The organism is Bradyrhizobium sp. (genome assembly GCF_016219575.1).
GTDB lineage: Bacteria > Pseudomonadota > Alphaproteobacteria > Rhizobiales > Xanthobacteraceae > Bradyrhizobium.
In genome coordinates, this window is record NZ_JACRMG010000037.1 from 46719 (window position 1) to 65866 (window position 19148).

The 19148-nt window shown below is 65.0% G+C and carries 20 protein-coding genes and 1 pseudogene; 4 read left to right on the forward strand and 17 right to left on the reverse strand.

Going from position 1 to position 19148, the window contains the following annotated elements; all coding sequences use genetic code 11:
• Positions 1-68: 68 nt before the first annotated feature.
• The 8 genes from HZB49_RS27425 to uvrC all read right to left on the reverse strand — a co-directional run bounded on the left by HZB49_RS27425 (position 69) and on the right by uvrC (position 8551).
• Positions 69-920, reverse strand: coding sequence for a TIGR01459 family HAD-type hydrolase (locus HZB49_RS27425; RefSeq protein ID WP_291617155.1), 852 nt, complete (start codon positions 918-920; stop codon positions 69-71).
• Between the two features lie 15 nt (positions 921-935).
• Complete coding sequence (locus tag HZB49_RS27430) at positions 936-2375, reverse strand: EAL domain-containing protein (RefSeq protein ID WP_291617157.1); 1440 nt, start codon at positions 2373-2375, stop codon at positions 936-938.
• Between the two features lie 244 nt (positions 2376-2619).
• Positions 2620-3966: an aspartate aminotransferase family protein gene (locus HZB49_RS27435; protein WP_291617159.1), complete on the reverse strand. Its 1347-nt coding sequence runs from the start codon at positions 3964-3966 to the stop codon at positions 2620-2622.
• A gap of 112 nt (positions 3967-4078) precedes the next feature.
• Complete coding sequence (gene prmB / locus HZB49_RS27440; RefSeq protein ID WP_291617160.1) at positions 4079-5038, reverse strand: 50S ribosomal protein L3 N(5)-glutamine methyltransferase; 960 nt, start codon at positions 5036-5038, stop codon at positions 4079-4081.
• Positions 5038-5505, reverse strand: coding sequence for a molybdenum cofactor biosynthesis protein MoaE (locus tag HZB49_RS27445; protein WP_291617162.1), 468 nt, complete (start codon positions 5503-5505; stop codon positions 5038-5040). Before HZB49_RS27445 ends, prmB begins: the two co-directional genes overlap by 1 nt.
• 11 nt (positions 5506-5516) lie before the next feature.
• On the reverse strand, positions 5517-5768 hold the full coding sequence (gene moaD, locus HZB49_RS27450) for a molybdopterin converting factor subunit 1 (protein ID WP_291617164.1): 252 nt from the start codon (positions 5766-5768) through the stop codon (positions 5517-5519).
• The gene (pgsA, locus tag HZB49_RS27455; RefSeq protein ID WP_291617166.1) at positions 5765-6379 is read right to left on the reverse strand and encodes a CDP-diacylglycerol--glycerol-3-phosphate 3-phosphatidyltransferase; all 615 of its coding nucleotides are present in this window, start codon (positions 6377-6379) and stop codon (positions 5765-5767) included. Before pgsA ends, moaD begins: the two co-directional genes overlap by 4 nt.
• A 90-nt stretch (positions 6380-6469) precedes the next feature.
• Positions 6470-8551, reverse strand: coding sequence for an excinuclease ABC subunit UvrC (gene uvrC, locus HZB49_RS27460; RefSeq protein WP_291617167.1), 2082 nt, complete (start codon positions 8549-8551; stop codon positions 6470-6472).
• 217 nt (positions 8552-8768) lie between these two features.
• Here uvrC and HZB49_RS27465 point away from each other — a divergent pair, with 217 nt between their 5' ends.
• A complete protein-coding gene (locus tag HZB49_RS27465) occupies positions 8769-9392 on the forward strand; it encodes an outer membrane protein (protein ID WP_291617169.1) in 624 nt (207 codons plus the stop codon).
• Between the two features lie 115 nt (positions 9393-9507).
• On the opposite strand, the gene HZB49_RS27470 is transcribed toward HZB49_RS27465, so the two are convergent.
• The 4 genes from HZB49_RS27470 to HZB49_RS27485 all read right to left on the reverse strand — a co-directional run bounded on the left by HZB49_RS27470 (position 9508) and on the right by HZB49_RS27485 (position 12274).
• Positions 9508-9720 (reverse strand): cold-shock protein, encoded by a 213-nt coding sequence (locus tag HZB49_RS27470; RefSeq protein WP_013501119.1) that lies wholly within the window; start codon positions 9718-9720, stop codon positions 9508-9510.
• Positions 9721-9981: 261 nt separating this feature from the next.
• Positions 9982-10842 (reverse strand): 23S rRNA (adenine(2030)-N(6))-methyltransferase RlmJ, encoded by an 861-nt coding sequence (gene rlmJ / locus HZB49_RS27475; protein ID WP_291617171.1) that lies wholly within the window; start codon positions 10840-10842, stop codon positions 9982-9984.
• A gap of 139 nt (positions 10843-10981) precedes the next feature.
• Entirely contained in the window at positions 10982-11677 is a 696-nt protein-coding gene (locus HZB49_RS27480) for a ribonuclease T2 (RefSeq protein WP_291617350.1), read from the reverse strand.
• Positions 11678-11806: 129 nt separating this feature from the next.
• Positions 11807-12274, reverse strand: a complete 468-nt coding sequence (locus HZB49_RS27485; RefSeq protein ID WP_291617173.1) for a hypothetical protein — start codon at positions 12272-12274, stop codon at positions 11807-11809.
• 164 nt (positions 12275-12438) lie between these two features.
• Here HZB49_RS27485 and HZB49_RS27490 point away from each other — a divergent pair, with 164 nt between their 5' ends.
• Together HZB49_RS27490 and HZB49_RS27495 are read left to right on the forward strand one after the other, a co-directional pair.
• Entirely contained in the window at positions 12439-12729 is a 291-nt protein-coding gene (locus HZB49_RS27490; protein WP_291617175.1) for a hypothetical protein, read from the forward strand.
• Between the two features lie 38 nt (positions 12730-12767).
• Complete coding sequence (locus HZB49_RS27495; protein WP_291617177.1) at positions 12768-13310, forward strand: DUF3617 family protein; 543 nt, start codon at positions 12768-12770, stop codon at positions 13308-13310.
• Between the two features lie 773 nt (positions 13311-14083).
• On the opposite strand, the gene HZB49_RS27500 is transcribed toward HZB49_RS27495, so the two are convergent.
• Positions 14084-14464: a hypothetical protein gene (locus tag HZB49_RS27500; RefSeq protein WP_291617179.1), complete on the reverse strand. Its 381-nt coding sequence runs from the start codon at positions 14462-14464 to the stop codon at positions 14084-14086.
• A gap of 166 nt (positions 14465-14630) precedes the next feature.
• On the opposite strand from HZB49_RS27500, the gene HZB49_RS27505 reads away from it, so the two are divergent.
• Positions 14631-15791, forward strand: coding sequence for an acyl-CoA dehydrogenase family protein (locus HZB49_RS27505; protein ID WP_291617181.1), 1161 nt, complete (start codon positions 14631-14633; stop codon positions 15789-15791).
• 77 nt (positions 15792-15868) lie between these two features.
• Here the strand turns inward: HZB49_RS27505 and HZB49_RS27510 are convergent, their stop codons facing one another.
• From HZB49_RS27510 to HZB49_RS27525, 4 genes and pseudogenes are all read right to left on the reverse strand, one after another.
• The gene (locus HZB49_RS27510; protein WP_291617183.1) at positions 15869-16855 is read right to left on the reverse strand and encodes an ABC transporter substrate-binding protein; all 987 of its coding nucleotides are present in this window, start codon (positions 16853-16855) and stop codon (positions 15869-15871) included.
• Positions 16842-17069: pseudogene (locus HZB49_RS27515) on the reverse strand (ABC transporter substrate binding protein); the annotation flags it as partial. The pseudogene HZB49_RS27515 and the gene HZB49_RS27510, both read right to left, overlap by 14 nt.
• A 136-nt stretch (positions 17070-17205) precedes the next feature.
• A complete protein-coding gene (locus HZB49_RS27520) occupies positions 17206-18054 on the reverse strand; it encodes a hypothetical protein (protein ID WP_291617185.1) in 849 nt (282 codons plus the stop codon).
• Positions 18055-18259: 205 nt separating this feature from the next.
• A complete protein-coding gene (locus HZB49_RS27525) occupies positions 18260-18997 on the reverse strand; it encodes an enoyl-CoA hydratase-related protein (protein WP_291617186.1) in 738 nt (245 codons plus the stop codon).
• Positions 18998-19148 lie beyond the last annotated feature (151 nt).

Below are 19148 nucleotides of genomic sequence, written 5' to 3' on the forward strand. Positions count from 1 at the left end.
CCGGGATAGGCGAGCGAAAGCGACGCCGTCCTTCGGAGGGCTATGCCCGGCCATGACGCGGAGGGGCTTTACCAGCGCAATTCGCGGATCAGCGCCTTGGGCGGGTGGCCGAACAATTCCTTCACCGAAGCCGGGTCGAGCTGCTCGATGCCGGCGAATTCCTCGGCGTGGATGCCGCGGGTGACGAACAGGCAGTCGATCCCGAAGCGGTGGGCGCCGGTCAGGTCGGTGCGGACGGAATCGCCGATCGCGAGCACGTGGCGCAGCTCCGCCGGCTCGCCGCGGCGCTCCGCGGCCAGCGTCATGGCGCGCTCATAGATCGGCCGGTGGGGCTTGCCATAGAACACCACCTCGCCGCCGAGTTCGCGGTAGAGTTCGGCAATGGCGCCGGCGCAATAGATCAGCCGGTCGCCGCGCTCCACCACGATATCGGGGTTGGCGCAGATCAGCGGCACCTTGCGCGCGAGCGCCTTTGACAGCATCGGCCGGTAGTCCTCGGCGGATTCGGTTTCGTCGTCGAACAGGCCGGTACAGATGATGTAGTCGGCGTCCTCGAGCTCCGACATCACGGGGTCGAGCCCGCGATGGATCGAGCTGTCGCGCTCCGGGCCGACCCAGAACAGCTTCTTGCCGGGATGATCGGCCACGAAACGCCGGGTGAGATCGCCCGAACTGACGATGGCGTCATAGGTTTCGTCGGCGACGCCGAGCTTGCGCAACTGCCGCTGCACCGAGTCGGCCGGGCGCGGTGCGTTGGTGATGAGGATGACGACGCCGCCCTGCCGGCGATAGCTGTGCAGGGCCGCGCAGGCGTCCGGGAACGACTCCAGCCCGTTATGCACCACGCCCCAGATGTCGCTGAGCACGACTTCGACGCCGTCAACGACGTCGCGCAGCCTCTCGACAAAACGGAGCGTCATGGCAGCGAGGGACGGTCAGTTCGGACCGACGGCGCGGCGCGCCAGCGCAGCGTTGCCGGTCGCGCGCGGCGGCGGATCGACGGCTGCAGTTTCGATGGGGGCCGGATTGCCGGAACCATTGGCTTCCTGTGGCTTGGTGGCGGTGGCCCCGCCGGTAGCAGATGCCCCCTCGGGCCGCAACGGCCGCGGCGGGGCAAACAGGAACCCTTGTCCGAACCGGACGTCGAAATCGAGCAGATCGACCACGGCGCGTTCGCCCTCGATCTTCTCGGCGATCAGATCGATGCCGAAGCGGCCGAGCAAATCGGACAGGTCGGAGGGGTGGATGTCGGAGGTCGAGCTCTGCTTGGGATCGAGCAGCAGCGAGGCCGGCACCTTGATGAAGCGCACGCCGCGGTCGGCGAGCTCGCGCGGCTCGAAACGCAGATCGGTCACGTGGTCGATCGAGAAACGGTAGCCGCGCTGCGAAAGCGCGGCGAGATTTTCCGTCTCCGCCGGGCCGAGCTTGCGCAGCGTCTCCTGCTTGAATTCGAGTACGAAAGAGGGCGCGAGCGCCCGGTTGGCTTCGAGGAAATCGAGGCACTGGGCGAAATTGGTCGGATTGGTCAGCGTGGTCGCCGAGACGTTGCAGAACACGCCGACTTCCTTGTTGCGCACCATCAGGCGCCGCAGCACCTGCACGCAGCGCAACATCACGGCGTGATCGATGCGGCCGATCAGGCCGGCGCTCTCGGCCGTGGCGATGAAATCTTCCGCGACGAGAACGTGATCCTTGTCGTCGCGCAGCCGGGTCACCGCCTCGTAGTAGCGCACCTTGCGCTGCGGCAGCGTCACCATCGGTTGCAGATAGATATCGAGCCGGTTCTCCTCGATCGCGTTCTTTATCGCGCCGATCAGCTGCGTCTGACTGCGGGAAGGTGCAGCCGATGCGGTGGGGGTGGGCGCGGGCGTAGGCGGCGCTTCAGTGATCGTGACGGCGTGGGCGGCCTCCGGTGCATCCCTTTGCTCAGCCTCGGGCCGGCTCGGAGGCGTCGGCGCGGCCGGAGGGCCGGCGGCCAGCATCTCTTCATGGGTCGCAACCGTCGTCGCGAGTTGCTTGACCAGCACGCCGAGTTCGTTGATCTCGCCGATTACGCCCTGCATGCGGTCGGCACTGGCGGAATTGGCCGAAACCACCTTGCCCTCGATGACGGAGAGCCGGCGGCCGAACTCGGCGACCTGGCGCGCAAGGTCGGCGGTACCGCGGGAGAGGTCGGCGATCTGGCCGCCGACATCGGTGCGGTCGCGCAGCCGCATGGAGACGGCATTGTAGAGGATGAGGAAGGTCAGCGCGGTCAGCGCCACCAGCGCGGATTCATATCCGCTGATGCCGGCCCAGGAATACAGCACGAGGCCGAGCGAGGCGGCGACCAGCACCATGCAGACGGCGATGAAGATCGTGGAAATACGGATCATTGTGCGCGCATCGCCTTCATGTCCGGAACGCCCCGATGCGAGAAAACACGGAATCCTTCAGGCATGGTCTCGTATGCGCTCCCCACGGCGGGAGCAAGCTTAGCACCATTGTTGATTCGAGGGGATAGAAGCTTCGGCCGGGACCGGTTGCCGGCGACCCGAAGCGCCCGCCTGCGCAGGCCGGTTCCGGGAAGCGGGCCTGGAGGCCGGGCCGGAAGGGGTCCGGCCCGGTCCGCCGGTCGTTCTACGCGACCGCGCGGATGACCTTGCCGACCTTGTCGACGATCTCGCCGATCTGGTCCTCGGTGACGATCAAAGGCGGCGTCAGCGCCAGCGTGTCGCCGACGGCGCGCAACATGATGTCATGGTCGTGGAAGGCGCTGTTGAGCCCGGCGAAGCCGCGCTTGCCCACCCCGTCCGCCTGCGGCGCCAGGTCGATGCCGGCGGTCAGGCCCACGGTGCGGATGTCGAGCACATTTGGCTGGTTCTTGAGCGACATGATGGCGTCGGCGAATTTCGGCTCGAGCTTGTTGGATCGCTCGAACAGCTTCTCGTCGCGATAGATGTCGAGCGTGGCCAGCCCCGCCGCACAGGCCAGCGGATGCGCCGAATAGGTGTAGCCATGGGTCAATTCGACCATGTGCTCCGGCCCGGTCATGAAGGCGTCGTGGATGGTGTCGCGCACCAGCACGCCACCCATTGGGGCTGCGCCATTGGTGACGCCCTTGGCAAAGGTGAGCATGTCCGGCAGCACGCCGTAGCGCTCGGCGGCAAAGGCAAAGCCGAGCCGGCCGAAGCCTGTGATGACCTCGTCGAAGATCAGCAGGATGCCGTGCTTCTGGGTGATCTCGCGCAGCCGCTTGAGATAGCCCTTCGGCGCGGCCAGCACGCCGGTCGACCCCGCCATCGGCTCGACGATGACGGCGGCAATGGTGTTGGCGCCGTGCAGATTGACGAGATCCTCCAGCGCATCGGCGAAATGCGCGCCGTATTCCGGCTCGCCCTTGGTGAAGGCCTGCTTCTCGCGGTCATAGGTCGCCGGCAGATGGTCGACGCCGGCAAGCAGCGAACCGAAGATCTTGCGGTTGCCCACGATGCCGCCGACGGAGGTGCCGCCGAAGCCGACGCCGTGATAGCCGCGGACGCGGCCGATCAGGCGCGACCGGGCGCCCTGGCCGTTGATCTGGTGATAGGCCAGCGCGATCTTCAGCGCGGTATCGGCCGCTTCCGAGCCGGAGTTGCAGAAGAACACGTGGTCGAGGCCCTTGGGCGCAAGATCGGCGATGCGGCTTGCCAGTTCGAACGCCTGCGGGATGCCGAACTGGAACGGCGGCGCGTAATCCAGCGTCGCGGCCATCTTGCCGATGGCGTCCGATATCTGGGTGCGGCCGTGGCCGGCATTGGTGCACCACATGCCGGCGGCGCCGTCGATCAGCTTGCGGCCGTCGACGGTGATGTAGTGCATGTCCTTGGCGCCGGCGAGCAGCCGCGGCGCCTTCTTGAAGGCGCGGTTGGCCGTGAACGGCATCCAGTGCGCGGCAAGGTCGTTGGGAACGTTGACGGGGGACTTGGTGGGGCTCTTGTCCAGCATGGGAGGCCTCTTTTCAAAATGTCGGGGCGCGACGGCTCGGGTGTGGAGGCTACCAGCTTCGCCGCGACGGGGGAATCCAAACGGTCGTGATATTTCCGCGCAAGCAGGCTGATCAGAGGTCGGAGGCGGCGATCCAGAACACTTCGCCCTCGGAATCCTCGGTATCGAGCCAGAGCAGCGGCAATTGCGGGAAGGCGGCCTCGAGATTGTCGCGGCCGCGGCCGATTTCGCAGAGCAGGCCACCTTGCGGTGCAAGATGCGCCTTGGCCTGGGCCAGGATGCGTCTGACGATGTCGAGCCCGTCGGCCCCGCCGTCGAAGGCGAGCGCAGGTTCGGCCCGGCATTCGGCCGGCAGGCCCGCCATGCCCTCGGCGTCGACATAGGGCGGGTTGGAGATGATGAGATCGTAGCGCTTCCTGCCAAGCGGTGCGAAGAGATCGCCGCGGTGCAGCGTGATGCGATCGTCCAGGCCGTGATCGGCGACGTTGCGCGCAGCGACGGCGAGCGCGTCCTTGGAGATATCGACCGCATCGACCGTCGCATGCGGAAAATGGCGGGCGGCGAGGATCGCAAGACAGCCGCTGCCGGTGCAGAGGTCGAGCACGCTCTCCACTTCCGCCGGATCGCCGATCAGCGAGGTCGCATCCTCGCCGTCGCCGAAATGGGAGTCCAGCAGCTCGCCGATGAAGGAGCGCGGCACGATGGTGCGCTCGTCGACATAGAACGGCAGCCCCCGCATCCAGATCCTGTTGACGAGATAGGCCGCAGGCTTGCGGGTCGAGACGCGGCGCTCGATCAGGGCGAGGATTTTCCTGCCTTCCGCCGCGGTGACGCGGGCATGGGCGAACTGCTCGAACTGGTCGGGATGCAGATGCAGCGTCTCGGATACGAGGAACGCGGCTTCCGCGACCGGATCGGTGGTGCCATGGGCGAACACGAGCTTTGCTTCGGCAAAGCGGGTCACGGCATAGCGGACGAAATCGAGCAGCGTCTGCAACTCGCCGGCGCCGACCTTTGGTGCCTTCGCAACGGGTCGACCGCGCCTTGCGGCTGGCTTTGCGCGCCTTGCCATCAGGATTTGGTCCAGCGCGCGGCGGCTACGTCGTCATGGTCGCGCGCCTCGATCCAGCTGTTGCCGCGCGCGCTCTCCTCCTGCTTCCAGAACGGCGCGTTGGTCTTGAGATAATCCATCAGGAATTCGGCTGCCTCGAACGCCGCCTGCCGGTGCGAGGAAGCGGTGACGACCAGAACGATGTTTTCACCGGGCGCGATGCGGCCGAAGCGGTGGATGATGGTGAGCCCCTGCAGTGGCCAGCGCGCCATCGCTTCGTCGGCGTGGCGCTTGATCTCTGCTTCCGCCATGCCGGGATAATGCTCGAGCGTGAGCGCCGCGATCGGTTCGCTGCCCTCGGTGCCGCGGCAGATGCCGGTGAAGCTGACGACGGCGCCGACGTCGGTGCGGCCCTGGCCCAGCGCTGCGATCTCCCGCGCGATGTCGAAATCGGCCTCTTGTATTCGGATGGTTGCAGCCATGCCCATGGCGAAAAAACTCAGCCGCCGGTCATCGGCGGAAAGAACGCGATCTCGCGTGCGCCGGCAATCGCCGCATCCGGCTTGACATGCGCATGGTCGATCGCGGCGCGGATCACCTTCGGCTTCTCGAACGCATGGGCATAGGCATCGCCGCGGTTCGACAGCCACGCGATCAGTTCATCGACCGTGCGCACGCTGGCCGGCGGCTCGACGGTTTCTTCCGCCTTGCCGATCCGCTCGCGCACCCAGGCGAAATACTTCACCTTCATCCCTCGTCCTCCTCGATGAGGTGATGGATGCCGGCGCGGAAATAATCCCAGCCGGTGTAGATCGTGACGATCGCCGATATCCAGAGCAGCACGATGCCGATCAGTGTAGTGGCGGGAATGAGCTGCTCGCCGGCCTCGCCGGCGATCAGGAATCCGATGGCGACGAGCTGGACGGTGGTCTTCCACTTCGCGAGCTTCGTGACAGGCACGCTGACCCGAAGGGCTGCGAGATATTCGCGCAGGCCCGAGACCAGGATCTCGCGGCACAGGATCACGACCGCGGCCCACAGCGTCCAGCCGTGGATCGAGTTGTCGGCGGCGAGCATCAGCAGGCACGAGGCGACCAGCAGCTTGTCGGCGATCGGGTCGAGCATCCGGCCGAAGGCGGATTGCTGGTCCCAGATTCGCGCATAATAGCCGTCCAGCCAGTCCGTGATGGCGGCGCCAATGAACACGGCGAGCGCCACCCAGCGCAGCCACAGCGGGCCTTCCAGCACCGACTGGAAGTAGACGCAGCCGACCACCACCGGGATGGCGGCAATCCGCCCCACGGTCAGGATATTCGGGATCGAAAAGCTCTTGGAGTGGCTTCTGGTGGTCGCGATGTTCATCCGTCTTACCAATACCGGGGAAGCAGGGAGGTCAACACCTTGGCGCACATGAGGGGCGGAGATGACGCAAATATAGTATCAAACCCGTATTCAGCCGGGCTGGGTGTGGAAATACTCGAAGATCCGGCGGGCGCTTTCGGCGCTGACCCCCGGAACCTTGCCGAGATCGGCGATCGAGGCCCGCTCGATCTCCTTCAAGGTTCCGAAGTGCAGCAGCAAGGCACGTTTGCGTGACGGGCCGATGCCGGGGATTTCCTGCAGGCCGGCCTCGCGGATGTCCTTCTTGCGCAGCTTGCGGTGCGAGCCGATCACGAACCGGTGCGCCTCGTCGCGCAGCCGCTGGATGAAATAGAGCACGGGGTCGCGCGGCTCGAGCTTGATCGCCTCGCGCTCCGGCATGAACAGGGTCTCGCGGCCGGCGTCGCGGTCCGGCCCCTTGGCCACGCCGAGCAGCGTGACCCTGTCGACGCCGAGCCCGGCGAGGATTTCGCGCGCCGCATTGAGCTGGCCGCGGCCGCCGTCGATGATGACGAGATCGGGCCATTGCGGAAACGAATCGTCGTCGCGCGGCTTGCCGTCGTCGCCATCGGCGGGCTTCAGCAGCCGCTTGAAGCGGCGCTGCAGCACCTCGCGCATCATGGCGTAGTCGTCGCCCGGCGTGAGCCCTTCCGACTTGATGTTGAACTTGCGGTACTGGTTCTTCATGAAGCCGTCGGGCCCTGCGACGATCATCGCGCCGACCGCATTGCTGCCCTGGATGTGGCTGTTGTCGTAGACCTCGATGCGTTTCGGGGCGTGCGGCAGGCCGAGTGTCGTGACCATGGCTCCCAGGAGCCGGCCCTGGGTCGCGGTGTCGGCGAGCTTGCGGCCGAGCGCCTCGCGCGCATTGGTCAGCGCATGCGCGATCATTTCCTTCTTCTCGCCGCGCTTGGGCACGGAGACCTCGACCTTGAAGCCGGCCTTGACCGAAAGCGCGTCGGCCAGCAGCGCGGTGTCTTCCACCTCATGCGAGAGCAGGATCAGTTTCGGCGGCGGCTTGTCGTCGTAGAATTGCGTCACGAAGGAGTTCAGCACCTCTTCCGGCGTGAAGGTCTTCTCCGCGCGCGGGAAATAGGCGCGGTTGCCCCAGTTCTGGCCGGTGCGGAAGAAGAACACCTCGACGCAGGAATAGCCGCCTTCCTGGTGAATCGCGAACACGTCGGCTTCCTCCACGCTGCGCGGATTGATGCCCTGCTGCGACTGGATCGCCGACAGTGCGGCGAGGCGGTCGCGGAAGGTTGCGGCGGTCTCGAATTCGAGCTCGCCGGAGGCTTTCTCCATTTCGGCGGCGAGCAGCTGCTTCACGGCGTGGCTGCGGCCGGAGAGGAATTCGGTCGCCTCGCGCACCAGCTCCGTGTAGCCGGGGAAATCGATCTCGCGCGTGCAGGGGCCGGCGCAGCGGCGGATCTGGTAGAGCAGGCAGGGCCGGCTGCGGCTCTCGAAGAAAGAGTCGGTGCAGGAGCGGATCAGGAACGCGCGCTGCAGCGCCGTGATGGTGCGGTTGACCGCGCCGGCGGAGGCGAACGGGCCGAAATAGCGGCCGGGCCGGGTCTGCGCGCCGCGATGTTTCAGGATCTGCGGCGCCCAGTGGTCGCCGGTGATCAGGATGTAGGGAAACGACTTGTCGTCGCGGAGCTGCACGTTGAAGCGCGGGCGCAGCTGCTTGATGAGATTGGCTTCCAGCAGCAGCGCTTCGGTCTCGGTCGTGGTCGAGACGATCTCGACATTGGTGGTGGCCGCGATCATGCGCAGGATGCGCGCCGGCTGCGGTGCGTTGACCCGCGCATACGAGGTCAGGCGCTTCTTGACGTTCTTGGCCTTGCCGACATAGAGCACGTCATTGGCTGAATTGAGCATGCGGTAGACGCCGGGCGAGGTGGGGGCGAGCCGCACCGCGTTCTCGATCGCCGCATGTCCCGCCGTCAGCCCGCCTTCGGCGATGGCCTCCGCCGCTTCCTCGGCCATGTCCGGCAGCCGCGCTTCCTCGTCGTCCTCGGCGCCGGCTGTCGCCGGGTCGATGTCGCCCGCCACATCTTGTGGCGGCCCGGCGTCCTGCTGCGGCACGTCGCCGGCAGAACCGGGCTTGCCTTTGCGCGGGCGCGGTGCCGGCGGATCGCTGGAATCGTCTTTCATGGGGCCGAATTTATGCATTGGCGCGCCGCATCGCCAGCAGGCGCGCGCTGTCGGCAAGTAACACATTTTTAAGAATGATGAGCGGGCGGTAACTCCGCTTAACAAGCCTTTAACTTAAAACTCTCGATAACTCTTAGCCGAAAAGACTGCAATTCCGTAACCATGGCGGGCTTTCGCCGTCCTGGCCGCGGGTCGAGTGGCGTGGTGGAGAGTACCGATGACCAGGTTTGTGTTGGGCGCGCTCGCGTTCCTCGCGGCAGGCTGGAGCATCCAGGCGAAGGCGGCGGACTTCAACTACAATTCGCGCGGGCCCCTGACGGTCAACCAGCCGCTCAACGCCTATAGCTGGGCCGGTCCCTATCTCGGCGGCAATTTCGGCTACGCCTGGGGCAGCGTCGACAACGCCTGGGCCAAGCCGAGCGGCTTCGTCGGCGGCCTGCAGGCCGGCTACAACTTCCAGCGGGGCCCGTGGGTGTTCGGCGCCGAGGCCGACATCCAGGGCTCCAGCGCCGACGATACCTTTGCAACCTGGAAGTTCTCCAATCCCTGGTTCGGCACGGTGCGCGGCCGCGGCGGCTATGCCTTCAACAATGTGCTGTTCTACGGCACGCTGGGCCTGGCGTTCGGCGAGCTGCGCGCCTCCACCTTCGGCCTGTCGGAATCCCACACCAATGTCGGCTGGACCGCGGGCCTCGGTGCCGAGTTCGGCTTCGCGCCGAACTGGAGCGCCAAGATCGAATATCTCTATGTCGATCTCGCCAACAGCAACTTCGTGACCACCGGCGCCTCGCACGGCCTGAGCTTCGGCACGGTGCGGGCGGGGGTGAACTACCGCTTCTGAATACGAAACGCCCAACGAGAAAACGTCCGACAAGAATACCTGGCGTAACAACCTCCCGGCCGCCGAAAGTGGCCGGGATTTTTTTGTCTTCGCGAATCGAGAAAGCGAGCGCGCGTCAGGAAACGACGAGGTTGACCGCTTTCGGGCCCTTGCCCTTCTTGTCCGGCTCGACCTCGAAGCTGATGCGCTGTCCCTCGGTGAGGTCCTTCAACCCGGCGCGTTCCACCGCGGTGATGTGGACGAACACGTCGCGGCCGCCGTCGTCGGGCTTGATGAAGCCGTAGCCGCGCTCGCCGTTGAAGAACTTGACCGTCCCTGTCATGGCCATCGGGAAACCTCCCCCGTCTGCTTTGCCGACTCGCAGTTCCGCGTTCGGCCGACCGGACAATCGCTGCCGGAAAGCATGGCCACCTTGACGAATGTCGCGGCCAATTCCGCGCATTCGTCCGGCTGTTCTTCGGCCTTGTCACTCCGCCGCAACCATTCGCGGAAGCGGAACGTAAAGCCAGTCCCAACACCCTCAAGCATAATACGGTTCCCGGCGGGTTGCCTATGGCTTTGATGGCCGCAGGCCTGCCGCCGAGGCGCTCTAAGGCTTCGGCACCTCCAGCCGGAAGCGGCCGGCGCCGCCCTGGCCGAGCGGCTTTTCCAGCTCGGGGAGGATGGTCCTGAGTTCCGCCTGCAACGTCCACGGAGGGTTGACCATCAGCAGCCCGGTGGAAGCGAGCGGGCCTGAGGCCTGTTGCGGGGCGACGGAGAATTCCAGCCGCAGGCACTTTCCGGCGGGCGTTGCGCCTTGCGCGGCCTGCGCCACCTCGCGCGCCAGCGTGTCGGCGGCGCGCCGGCTCTTGACGGGGTACCAGATGAGATAGCTGCCGGTCGGCCATTTCTGGAAGGCGGCGCGGAAGCTTTTCGCCAGCCGCTCGAACTCGTCCTTTGCCTCGAAAGGCGGGTCGATCAGGACGAGCCCGCGCCGCTCCTTGGGCGGCACGAAGGCGGCCAGCGCCGTCCAGCCGTCGAGATCGACCACGCGCGCCTGGGTGTCGCGGCGCAGCGCATCGATCAGGGCCTTGCGCGCTTTCGGCTCGAGCTCGCAGGCGGTCAGCCGGTCCTGCGGCCGCAGCAGCGCGCGCACGATCAGCGGCGATCCCGGATAGGTCTTCAGCTCCGCGCCGGTGTTGAAGGACCTGACGATGTCGAGATAGGGCGCAACCAGCGGCAGCGCCTTTTCCGAGAAGCGCGCCTGCACGATGCGCGCGATGCCGCTTTTCCATTCGCCGCTGCGCTGCGCCTCCTCGCCGGCGAGGTCGTAGAGGCCGGCGCCGGCATGGCTGTCGATGACGCGAAAGGCGGCCGGCTTGTCCTGCAGATAGAGCAGCATGCGCGTCAGCACGATGTGCTTGACGACGTCGGCGAAACTGCCGGCGTGGAAGGCGTGGCGATAGTTCATGGGGAATATGGAGGTACCGAGCGGATTCCTTGTCTTTCTACTTCGTCATGCCCGGGCTTGTCCCGGGCATCCACGTCTTACTTACTTCGCGGCTCGAAACGTGGATGGCCGGGACAAGCCCGGCCATGACGCAGGATAACTATCCACCCCGCACCGGCGGCATCAGCACCTGGTCGCGGCGGCAGGCGCGGCGGTCGTTGTCGCCGCAGTCGCGGAACTGCAGGTCCCGGCTCATGCAGATGCGCACCTCGCTGAGGCGGCGCGAGTCGCAGGTCACCTGGATCGACGATGCGGTGAGTCCCGGGTTGGCCTTGATGAAATCCGCCTCCAGCTCCTCCGGCGAGATCAGCTTCGGATTCGGCAGTTGCAGCAGCTCGTGCGGGATCTTCACCGCGGCGCGCGCCTTGCGGATGGTCTCGAAATAGGCCCGCGTGCCGAGCCCCGAACAGGTGCCGTGCTTGTCCCACTGGTTGTAGATCAGCCCCGGCGCCGGCATCAGGTCCAGCATCGAGACCATGACATGGCGCTCCAGCCGCGGCGCGGGACGCCGGCAATATTCCGGAGAGCCGCGGTCGTATTGCGGCCACAGGCCATGGACCACGAAGGAGTAGGAGCGCTCGCTGCATTGCGCCCTGGAGCGCTCGGCATTGCCGCGCTCGGCCGCCGCCTCGCAGAAGGAGGGCGACCAGGACAGCGACAGCACATAGAAATCGAACTCGCCGGGGGCGTTCTGGCGGCGATCCTGCGCCTGCGCCGAGGCGAGGAAGGCCGGTCCGAGCAGGAAAATCAGCGCAACGAGAAACCGGGAAGCCAGCTTCGGCAGGGACTGCAACATCGGGAGATAATGAAATGGGAAGCAATGAACCATGACCGCGTCCTCACACCAGAGCGGGGCGGAGCCTAGCAGGCGGCGAGAACATTTCAAGAACAAAATTTTGGGTTGCTGCGGCCCCCCGGCGGCGAATCAGGGCCGCGCGGTCTTGCAGGCCGGGTTGAAGGCCCAGTTGCGGTCGAGGCCGACCACGCACCATTCGACGCCCTGGCCGAACCCGGCAAAGCCGCCATCCTCGATGATCGAGAAGTGCACCGGGCGCATCTTGCCGTCGGAGAGCAGCGCCTCGGCCGAGCAATAGCGGCGCGGAATGTTGTCGGACTGCCAGGGACGGAAGGCGGTCTCGCGGATATTGCCGTAGGCGGTGATGGCGAGGCTCGAATTCCAGAAGCTGCTCTCCTTCTCCCGGAACTGCGAGGTGATGGTGGGCAGCGCGCTCTCGCAGGGCGCGACCCGGCCGTCATAGCGGGGGCCGCTGAGCCAGAAATTCAGTTCCAGCGGGTTTGCGGCGCGGGCCTCGCCGAGAGCCAGAAGGCCGAACACGGCGCCGAGCACCGCGGCAAGGGCGGATTTTGTCGAGAATTTCAACGGCGCGCGCATGGGAATCCGCTTACGGTCGATTTGGCGGGACGGTGACGCGAAGGCGGGGGGAGGTCAAGTGCAGCGCGGCAACACCTGACGAGAGTTCGCCATGCGGCGGCCGGGCCGTTCTTTCCAGCGCCGGCCGGGCGCTCTAAGGTGCGCCCGTGAAGATGGAGTCGCCGATGCGAAAAGTTGTGGCCGCGGGCTTGGTTGCGATCTCTGGGATGCTGGCCGCTGCGCCGGCGCAGGCCGATTGGGTGCCGCCGTTCAAGGCCAACGACACCGGCGGCATCGTCGCGTTTTCGGCGGCCCAGCAGGTCGACGCGCGCCAGCTCGCGGTCGATCACTGCGCCTGGTACGGCAAGGTGGTGAAATTCCTCGCCGTGCAGGCCTATGAAGGCGGCTACATCTCCTTTGCCTGCCGCTGGGTGCCCTATGGCGCCAACGCGCGGCCGCTGGTCACGCGCTACTAGCTGCCGTTCCCTCATACCGCCAGACGGGAGCGCGACGCATGACGCGACAGCTTCTCTCATTCGTCTCCTCGCTCGGTTTGCTGGCGCTCGTGCCCTGTGCCGGCGCGCTGGCGTTGGAGCTGCCGGTCCGCAAGGCGGGCCTGTGGGAAATGAAGATGGTGCGCACGGGCGGCTCGACGCCCGACATGACCATGCAGCACTGCACCGATGCCTCCACCGACAAGCAGATGAGCACCTCGTTCTCGCCGGGCAGGGAGACCTGCTCCAAGCAGGACATCCAGAAGACCGCGACCGGCTATGTCAGCGATTCCGTCTGCAGCGTCGCCGGCATGACCATCACCTCGCATGCCGACATCACCGGCGATTTCAATTCCGCCTACACGGTGAAATCGACGTCGCGCACCGAAGGCGCGCCCTCCGGCATGCCGCGCGACTCCGCGACCACGATCGAGGCGAAGTGGCTCGGCGCCTGCAAGGCCGACCAGAAGCCCGGCGACATCGTGATGCCCGGCGGCATGAAGATGAACATCCTCGAGCTCGACAAGCTCAAGTCGATGCTGCCGAAGGGGATGCAGAAATAGCGAGCCGCGCTCGCGTCTCACACCATTGACGTCCCTGCGAAAGCAGGGACCCATAACCACGGGATCGGGTTGTTGAAGCAGGTTGTAGTTCCAGCCTTCGCAAAATGACTTCCTGTGGTTATGGATCCCGGATCGCGCTCGCTTGTCCGGGACGACAGCGGTGTGTGAGGCGCGTGCGCTCTCATTCCCGCGACTGGTTTTCGCCCGGGTTGTGCATCTTCGTCGGCCCTCTCTCTGACAGAGGGCGCAGGGAAGGCCGGGCGCCGACTGCGCCCGCATTGCCGTGTGCAAAAAAGTGGAAACGACGCACACGGGTTTGACAGGTACAGCCGGGACATCCCGGCCTTCCCCGCGCAATGGCTTTACGGCTTACTTCGTGCTCTCCCCGGTGAGCGGCCTTTATTGTCACCGTTGCCAGGCCCGCACAGGCGGGCCGGATAGACGCCAGGGTCGCGGCGCCAGGACCACACGACTTCGCCGTACGCCGCGGCGTTTTCGTCAGGTGAACACCCGACGCCGCAAGCGTCCATCGCAACCCGCGCCAACGTTCGTGACGACCGCGAAGCGTCCCCTCATGGTGGCGCGGGCTGATCGGGTTATGCCGCAAATCAGAATTCCGGTAAAGCGAAAATTTTTTCAATTTGGGGCTTGACACGATTCCGGCAAACCGAACTGATTTGCCCGTCGGGCCGGCTTGGCGCAGCCGCCACCCGGATCAAACGAAAGAGGCCGCAGACCCTGCGACCTCTCGTTGTTCGGACCTCGGCTGGCGGTCACCAGCGATAACGATATCCGCGGACGACCCGAGGGCCGTAGGCGTAGGGGCGGATAACCCGCCGGTACCTCGGACCGTAATAGACAGGGGGACCATAGTAGTAAGAAGGTGCGTAACCGTAGTTGTAGTACGCCGGGGCGTAGCCGCCGTAATAGACGGGGGCATAGCCGCCGTAGTAGCCGTATCCCGGTCCATAGTAGCCGTAGGGCCCATAGGCATACGCGCTGGACGCTATGCCGCCGATCACCGCGCCGGCAATCAGCCCGCCAGCGAGGCCTGGCCCCCAACCGCCTCGCCACGCATGAGCCGGCGACGGAGCCGCCAATGCAGCCACACCAATCGTGGCAGCGGTCGCCAACGCCAATACCGCCTTCTTCATATTCAACCTCCCGCTTTCCTGGGGAAACTCGACTGTTCGCCCGGCAATACTAATTCCTGCAGCCACCCTTTGTGAAAGGAATTGTCGTGCAGTTTAATGTTGATGAACGGGCAGTGTTGCGCCTGACTGCGGGTCCAGTTGCCAGCGGGGACCGGCCGGAGAAACAATGACCCATCGAATTGAAAGCATTGCCGCAGCGATCGAGGCCTTCATCCGGTCGGAGGTCATTCCTTACGAGAAGGATCCGCGCAGGGGCCGGCATGGCCCCAGCGACGAGCTGGTGCAGGAATTGCGCGCCAGGGCCCGCAAGGCCGGCGTGCTGACGCCGCAGATGCTGCCGGACGGATCGCAGCTCACGCAGCGCGAAACCGCAAAGCTCCTGATCAGGACCGGTCTGTCGCCATTGGGGCCGATCGCCTGCAACACCATGGCGCCCGACGGCAGCAACATGTTCCTGATCGGCAGGGTCGGAAACGCCGAACAGAAGGCGCGCTTCCTCGCGCCGCTGATGTCCGGCAAGGCGCGTTCGGCGTTCTTCATGACCGAGCCGGCGGAAGCGGGCGGCGCCGGCTCCGATCCCTCGATGATGCAGACCACGTGCCGGCTGGACGGCAATCACTGGGTCATCAACGGGCGCAAGAAATTCATCACCGGCGCCGACGGCGCCAGCATCGGCATCGTCATGGCGAAGTCGGACGCCGGCGCCTGCATGTTCCTGGTCGACCTGCCCGATCCCGCGATCCGCATGCTGCGGGTGCTGGACACGATCGACAGCGCGATGGCCGGCGGGCATGCCGAACTCGAGATCGACAACCTTCGCGTCCCCGCCGACCAGATGCTCGGCGCCTGCGGCGAAGGCTTCAAGTATGCGCAGATGCGGCTCAGCCCGGCGCGGTTGTCGCACTGTATGCGCTGGCTGGGCCTCGCCATGCGCGCCAACGAGATCGCCACCGATTATGCCTGCCGCCGCCATGCCTTCGGAAAGCCGCTGGTCGATCACGAGGGCGTCGGTTTCATGCTGGCGGACAATTTGATCGATCTCAGGCAGTCGGAATTGATGATCGACTGGTGCGCCGGCGTGCTCGACAGCGGTTCGCTCGCAACGGCCGAGAGCTCCATGGCCAAGGTGGCGGTGTCGGAAGCATTGATGCGGGTTGCCGATCGCTGCGTGCAGGTGATGGGAGGCAGCGGCATCACGGCCGACACGATCGTCGAGCAGGCCTTCCGGGAGATGCGCGCCTTCCGCATCTATGACGGCCCGACCGAAGTCCACCGATGGTCGCTGGCCAAGAAGATCAAGCGCGACTGGAACGCCGGGCAGCAGTGAACATCAGCGCAGGCGCATCTTCCGCAGGCCTGATGGCTGACCTTGCCTGCCAATGGCCATGAACAGACGCGGCTTTCCTACTCGATCACCTCGTCGGCGCGGACGAGCAACGCGGGCGCCACGTTGAGACCGAGCATCCTGGCAGTCTTGAGATTGATGATCAGTTCGACTCGGGTAGCCTGTTGTACCGGCAGATCGGCGGGCTTCTCGCCCTTGACGATGCGGCCGGTGTAGACGCCGGCGAGGTGGTAGGTCTCCGCGAGGTTGGTCCCGTAGCTCGCCAGGCCGCCGGCCGCAACGAACTCGCGAAATGGAAAGATGGCGGGCAGGGAATTGAGCAGGCTCAGTGCAGCGAGCCGATCGATATTGCTGATGAACAGCAGATCTGCAACGATCACAAGCGCACCGGCACCGCGCTCCCTGGCACTGGTGAAGACCATGTCGAAATCGCGGGCGTTGTTGGCATGCAGGATGTGAATCTTCAGTCCCATCCTGCCGGCCGCGGCCTCTATCTCCCGTATGTAGCCCTCGGTCGTGGCGAGATTTGCCGGATTGACAAGCAGCGCAATGGCCGTCGTCGCAGGAGTCAATTCATGGAGAATCTCGAGCCATTTCTGCGCCAGCTGGAGATTGAGATTGATGACGCCCGTGAGATTGCCGCCTGGATGATTGAGGCTGGTCACGAGCCCCAGCTCGACGGGGTCGGTGCCAAGCATGAAGACGATCGGGATCGTTGTGGTCGCCGCCTTTGCCGCGCGGACCGCGGGCGTGCTGCCGAGCGCGACGATGACATTTACCTGACGATTGACCAGTTCGGCAGCCATCGATGGCAATCGATCGGTTTGGCCACCGGTCCAGCGGTATTCGACCAGGACATTGCGGCCTTCGACGTAACCGGTTTCACTCAATCCTTTGCGGAAGGCAGCCACGAGGTGAGCCGCTTCGTCAGGCCGCGCATTTCTGAGGAAGCCGACCACCGGCTGTGTTGGCTGCTGCGCGCGGGCGGTGCGCGACCATGCAACCGCTGAACCGCCGAGAAAGGTGATGAATTCACGCCGTCTCATTTCCTTGACAATCCTGCCAGGCGCCGCATTGGGCGATATGATCACAGGGAGCGTCGCCCGACCAGTGGAGGCCTAGCGCATTGGCGGTCTTGAGGTTGACGACCAACTCACATCTTGTCGGCGCCTGCACCGGCAGGTGGCCGGGGTTCGCACCCTTGAGTATGCGGTCGACGTAACCGGCAGCGCGATGATAGAGGTCGAACTGATCGGGTCCGCAAGAGAGGGGAATCCGATCTCCGCGTTGGGTCACCAGGCGACGTCGCAGGTCCAGCCGACGGCGATCCGGTCTGGCCTCGTGGCGGCACTGAACAAAGGCTGCGGCCTGTTAGCTGATGCGCTTGCCCATTCGTTCAAGTGAGGATGTCCAGCGCCATTTCGCGCACCGGCAAATGCTCTGCCGGTCGGGCATCCAGGGCGACGTCAATTGTATGGGCGCCGAGCTCACACATGACCTGGGAGGGAACATCTCCGCGGAGAATGCACTCCCGGGCAAGATGTTCGAACTGGGCACGCACCTGTCGCAGCGTACTTTCGCGGACTACAACGCCCGGCTCTTCCTTCGCATTATCTTGCATGTAGGATCGCTCGCCCGCGACAGGCCCGGTCTCCAATGGAGAACGATGCCGCGCATCGCTCGTTTGATCCGACGCAGCGCGACCGTCGGCCTGACTGGCTTCAAGGGCGGCAATTTTCGCCTCGAGTTGCTCCTTCTCCTGACGGTGCTGAGCGCCGAGCGCTGCGAGCTCGACCTTGCAAGCCTCCAATCGAGATTCAAATTCCGCGCGCTCGCCAACAAACAAACTGCGGGAATCGGCGAGAAGCTGCTCTCCGGCCTGGATACGCGCTCTGAGCGCGTCAGTCTCCTGTTCGAAGGCAAGACGGGTCTCGGCAGATTCCATCGCGTTCCTGTCGATAGTTGCGCCTAACTCGGTGCGCAGCTCTTCGATTTCAAGCTTGAGTGTATGGCATTCTGCTTCCAGCTCATCAGCGTGATCGGTCACAGTCGAGTGCCTGTACCGCCACAGCTTCTCTTCGTCCAAGGCAGCCGCGAGCCGAACAGTCAGATCGTCAAGCAGTCCCGCAGCCTGATTCAAATACGACGAGTTCTGTCCATTGGACATCATGCTTGCGAATCGACGGAGAAACTGTGCGATTTCGAGAGCATTCGCCGGTTCAGCTGGGCTGAAATGATCGGTCATCAACATAATCTCCAGCGATAATCAAATTCCCGAAGATCTGACCGGCTTGACTGGGAGATCTCGATCGCTCTTTAACAGGCTGAAAAAACGGCAGCTACAGTTCAGCCGGGTTTTGTTGTCGCACCGTAACCTCGTGGCCAACGGTGAAATAAAGTGCGCGTCCCGGCGCAATCTTGATTTTCTTCCTGTCAGTGCAGTTCCATCCTCACTTCCCCCTGAAATCCGGCGTGCGCTTTTCCTTGAACGCCTTGACGCCTTCCTTGAGGTCGTCGCTGGCGCGGATCGGATCGAGCAGGCGGCGCACTTCGGCGACCGTCTCCAGCGGGCCCTTGGGCGTGACCTCGCGCGCGAGTTTCTTCAGGCCCTGCACCACCAGCGGGGCATTGGCGGCGATCTTGGCGGCCATGACCTGCGCCAGCTCGACGTGCCTGCCCTTCGGCGCGATCTGGTTGACGAAGCCGATCTGCCAGGCGCGCTCCACCGGCAGCTCCTCGCCGACCAGCAAAAATTCCATCGCCACCTTGTGCGGCATGCGCGCCAGCACCGAGGAGATGCCGCCGGCGGTGATGCCGATCTTCGCCTCGGGATAGATGAAGCGCGTGGTCTCGGAGGCCACGCACATGTCGGCCATCTGCACCAGCACGAAGCCGCCGCCGACCACCCAGCCCGACGTCGCCGCGATCACGGGCTTGTCGAGCTCGACGCCGAGCCCGGGCACCGCGTGCCACATGTTGTCGGGCAGGCCGTTCACGTCGGCGCCGACGGTGTAATAGCCGTCCTCGGCGGAAGCCAGTACCGCCGCGCGGTCGTCGCTGTCGCGAAAGCGCTGCCAGGCGTTGCGCAGCTCCGTGCAGAGTTCGTTGTTCAGCGCGTTGTGCGCCGAGCGGCGGTCCATGGTGATGGTCGCGACGCGGCTCTTGCTCTCGTATCTGACAAGGCTCATGGGAACTCCCGACGGGTTTGGCACTACGCTCACCTCTCCCCGCTCTTCTGCGGGGAGAGGTCGACGCCAGAGCGTAGCGAAGGCGGCGGGTGAGGGGCAAGATGAGAAGCTTGCTGCAAAAATGAACTCACCGAATCCCTGGTGAAAGAGT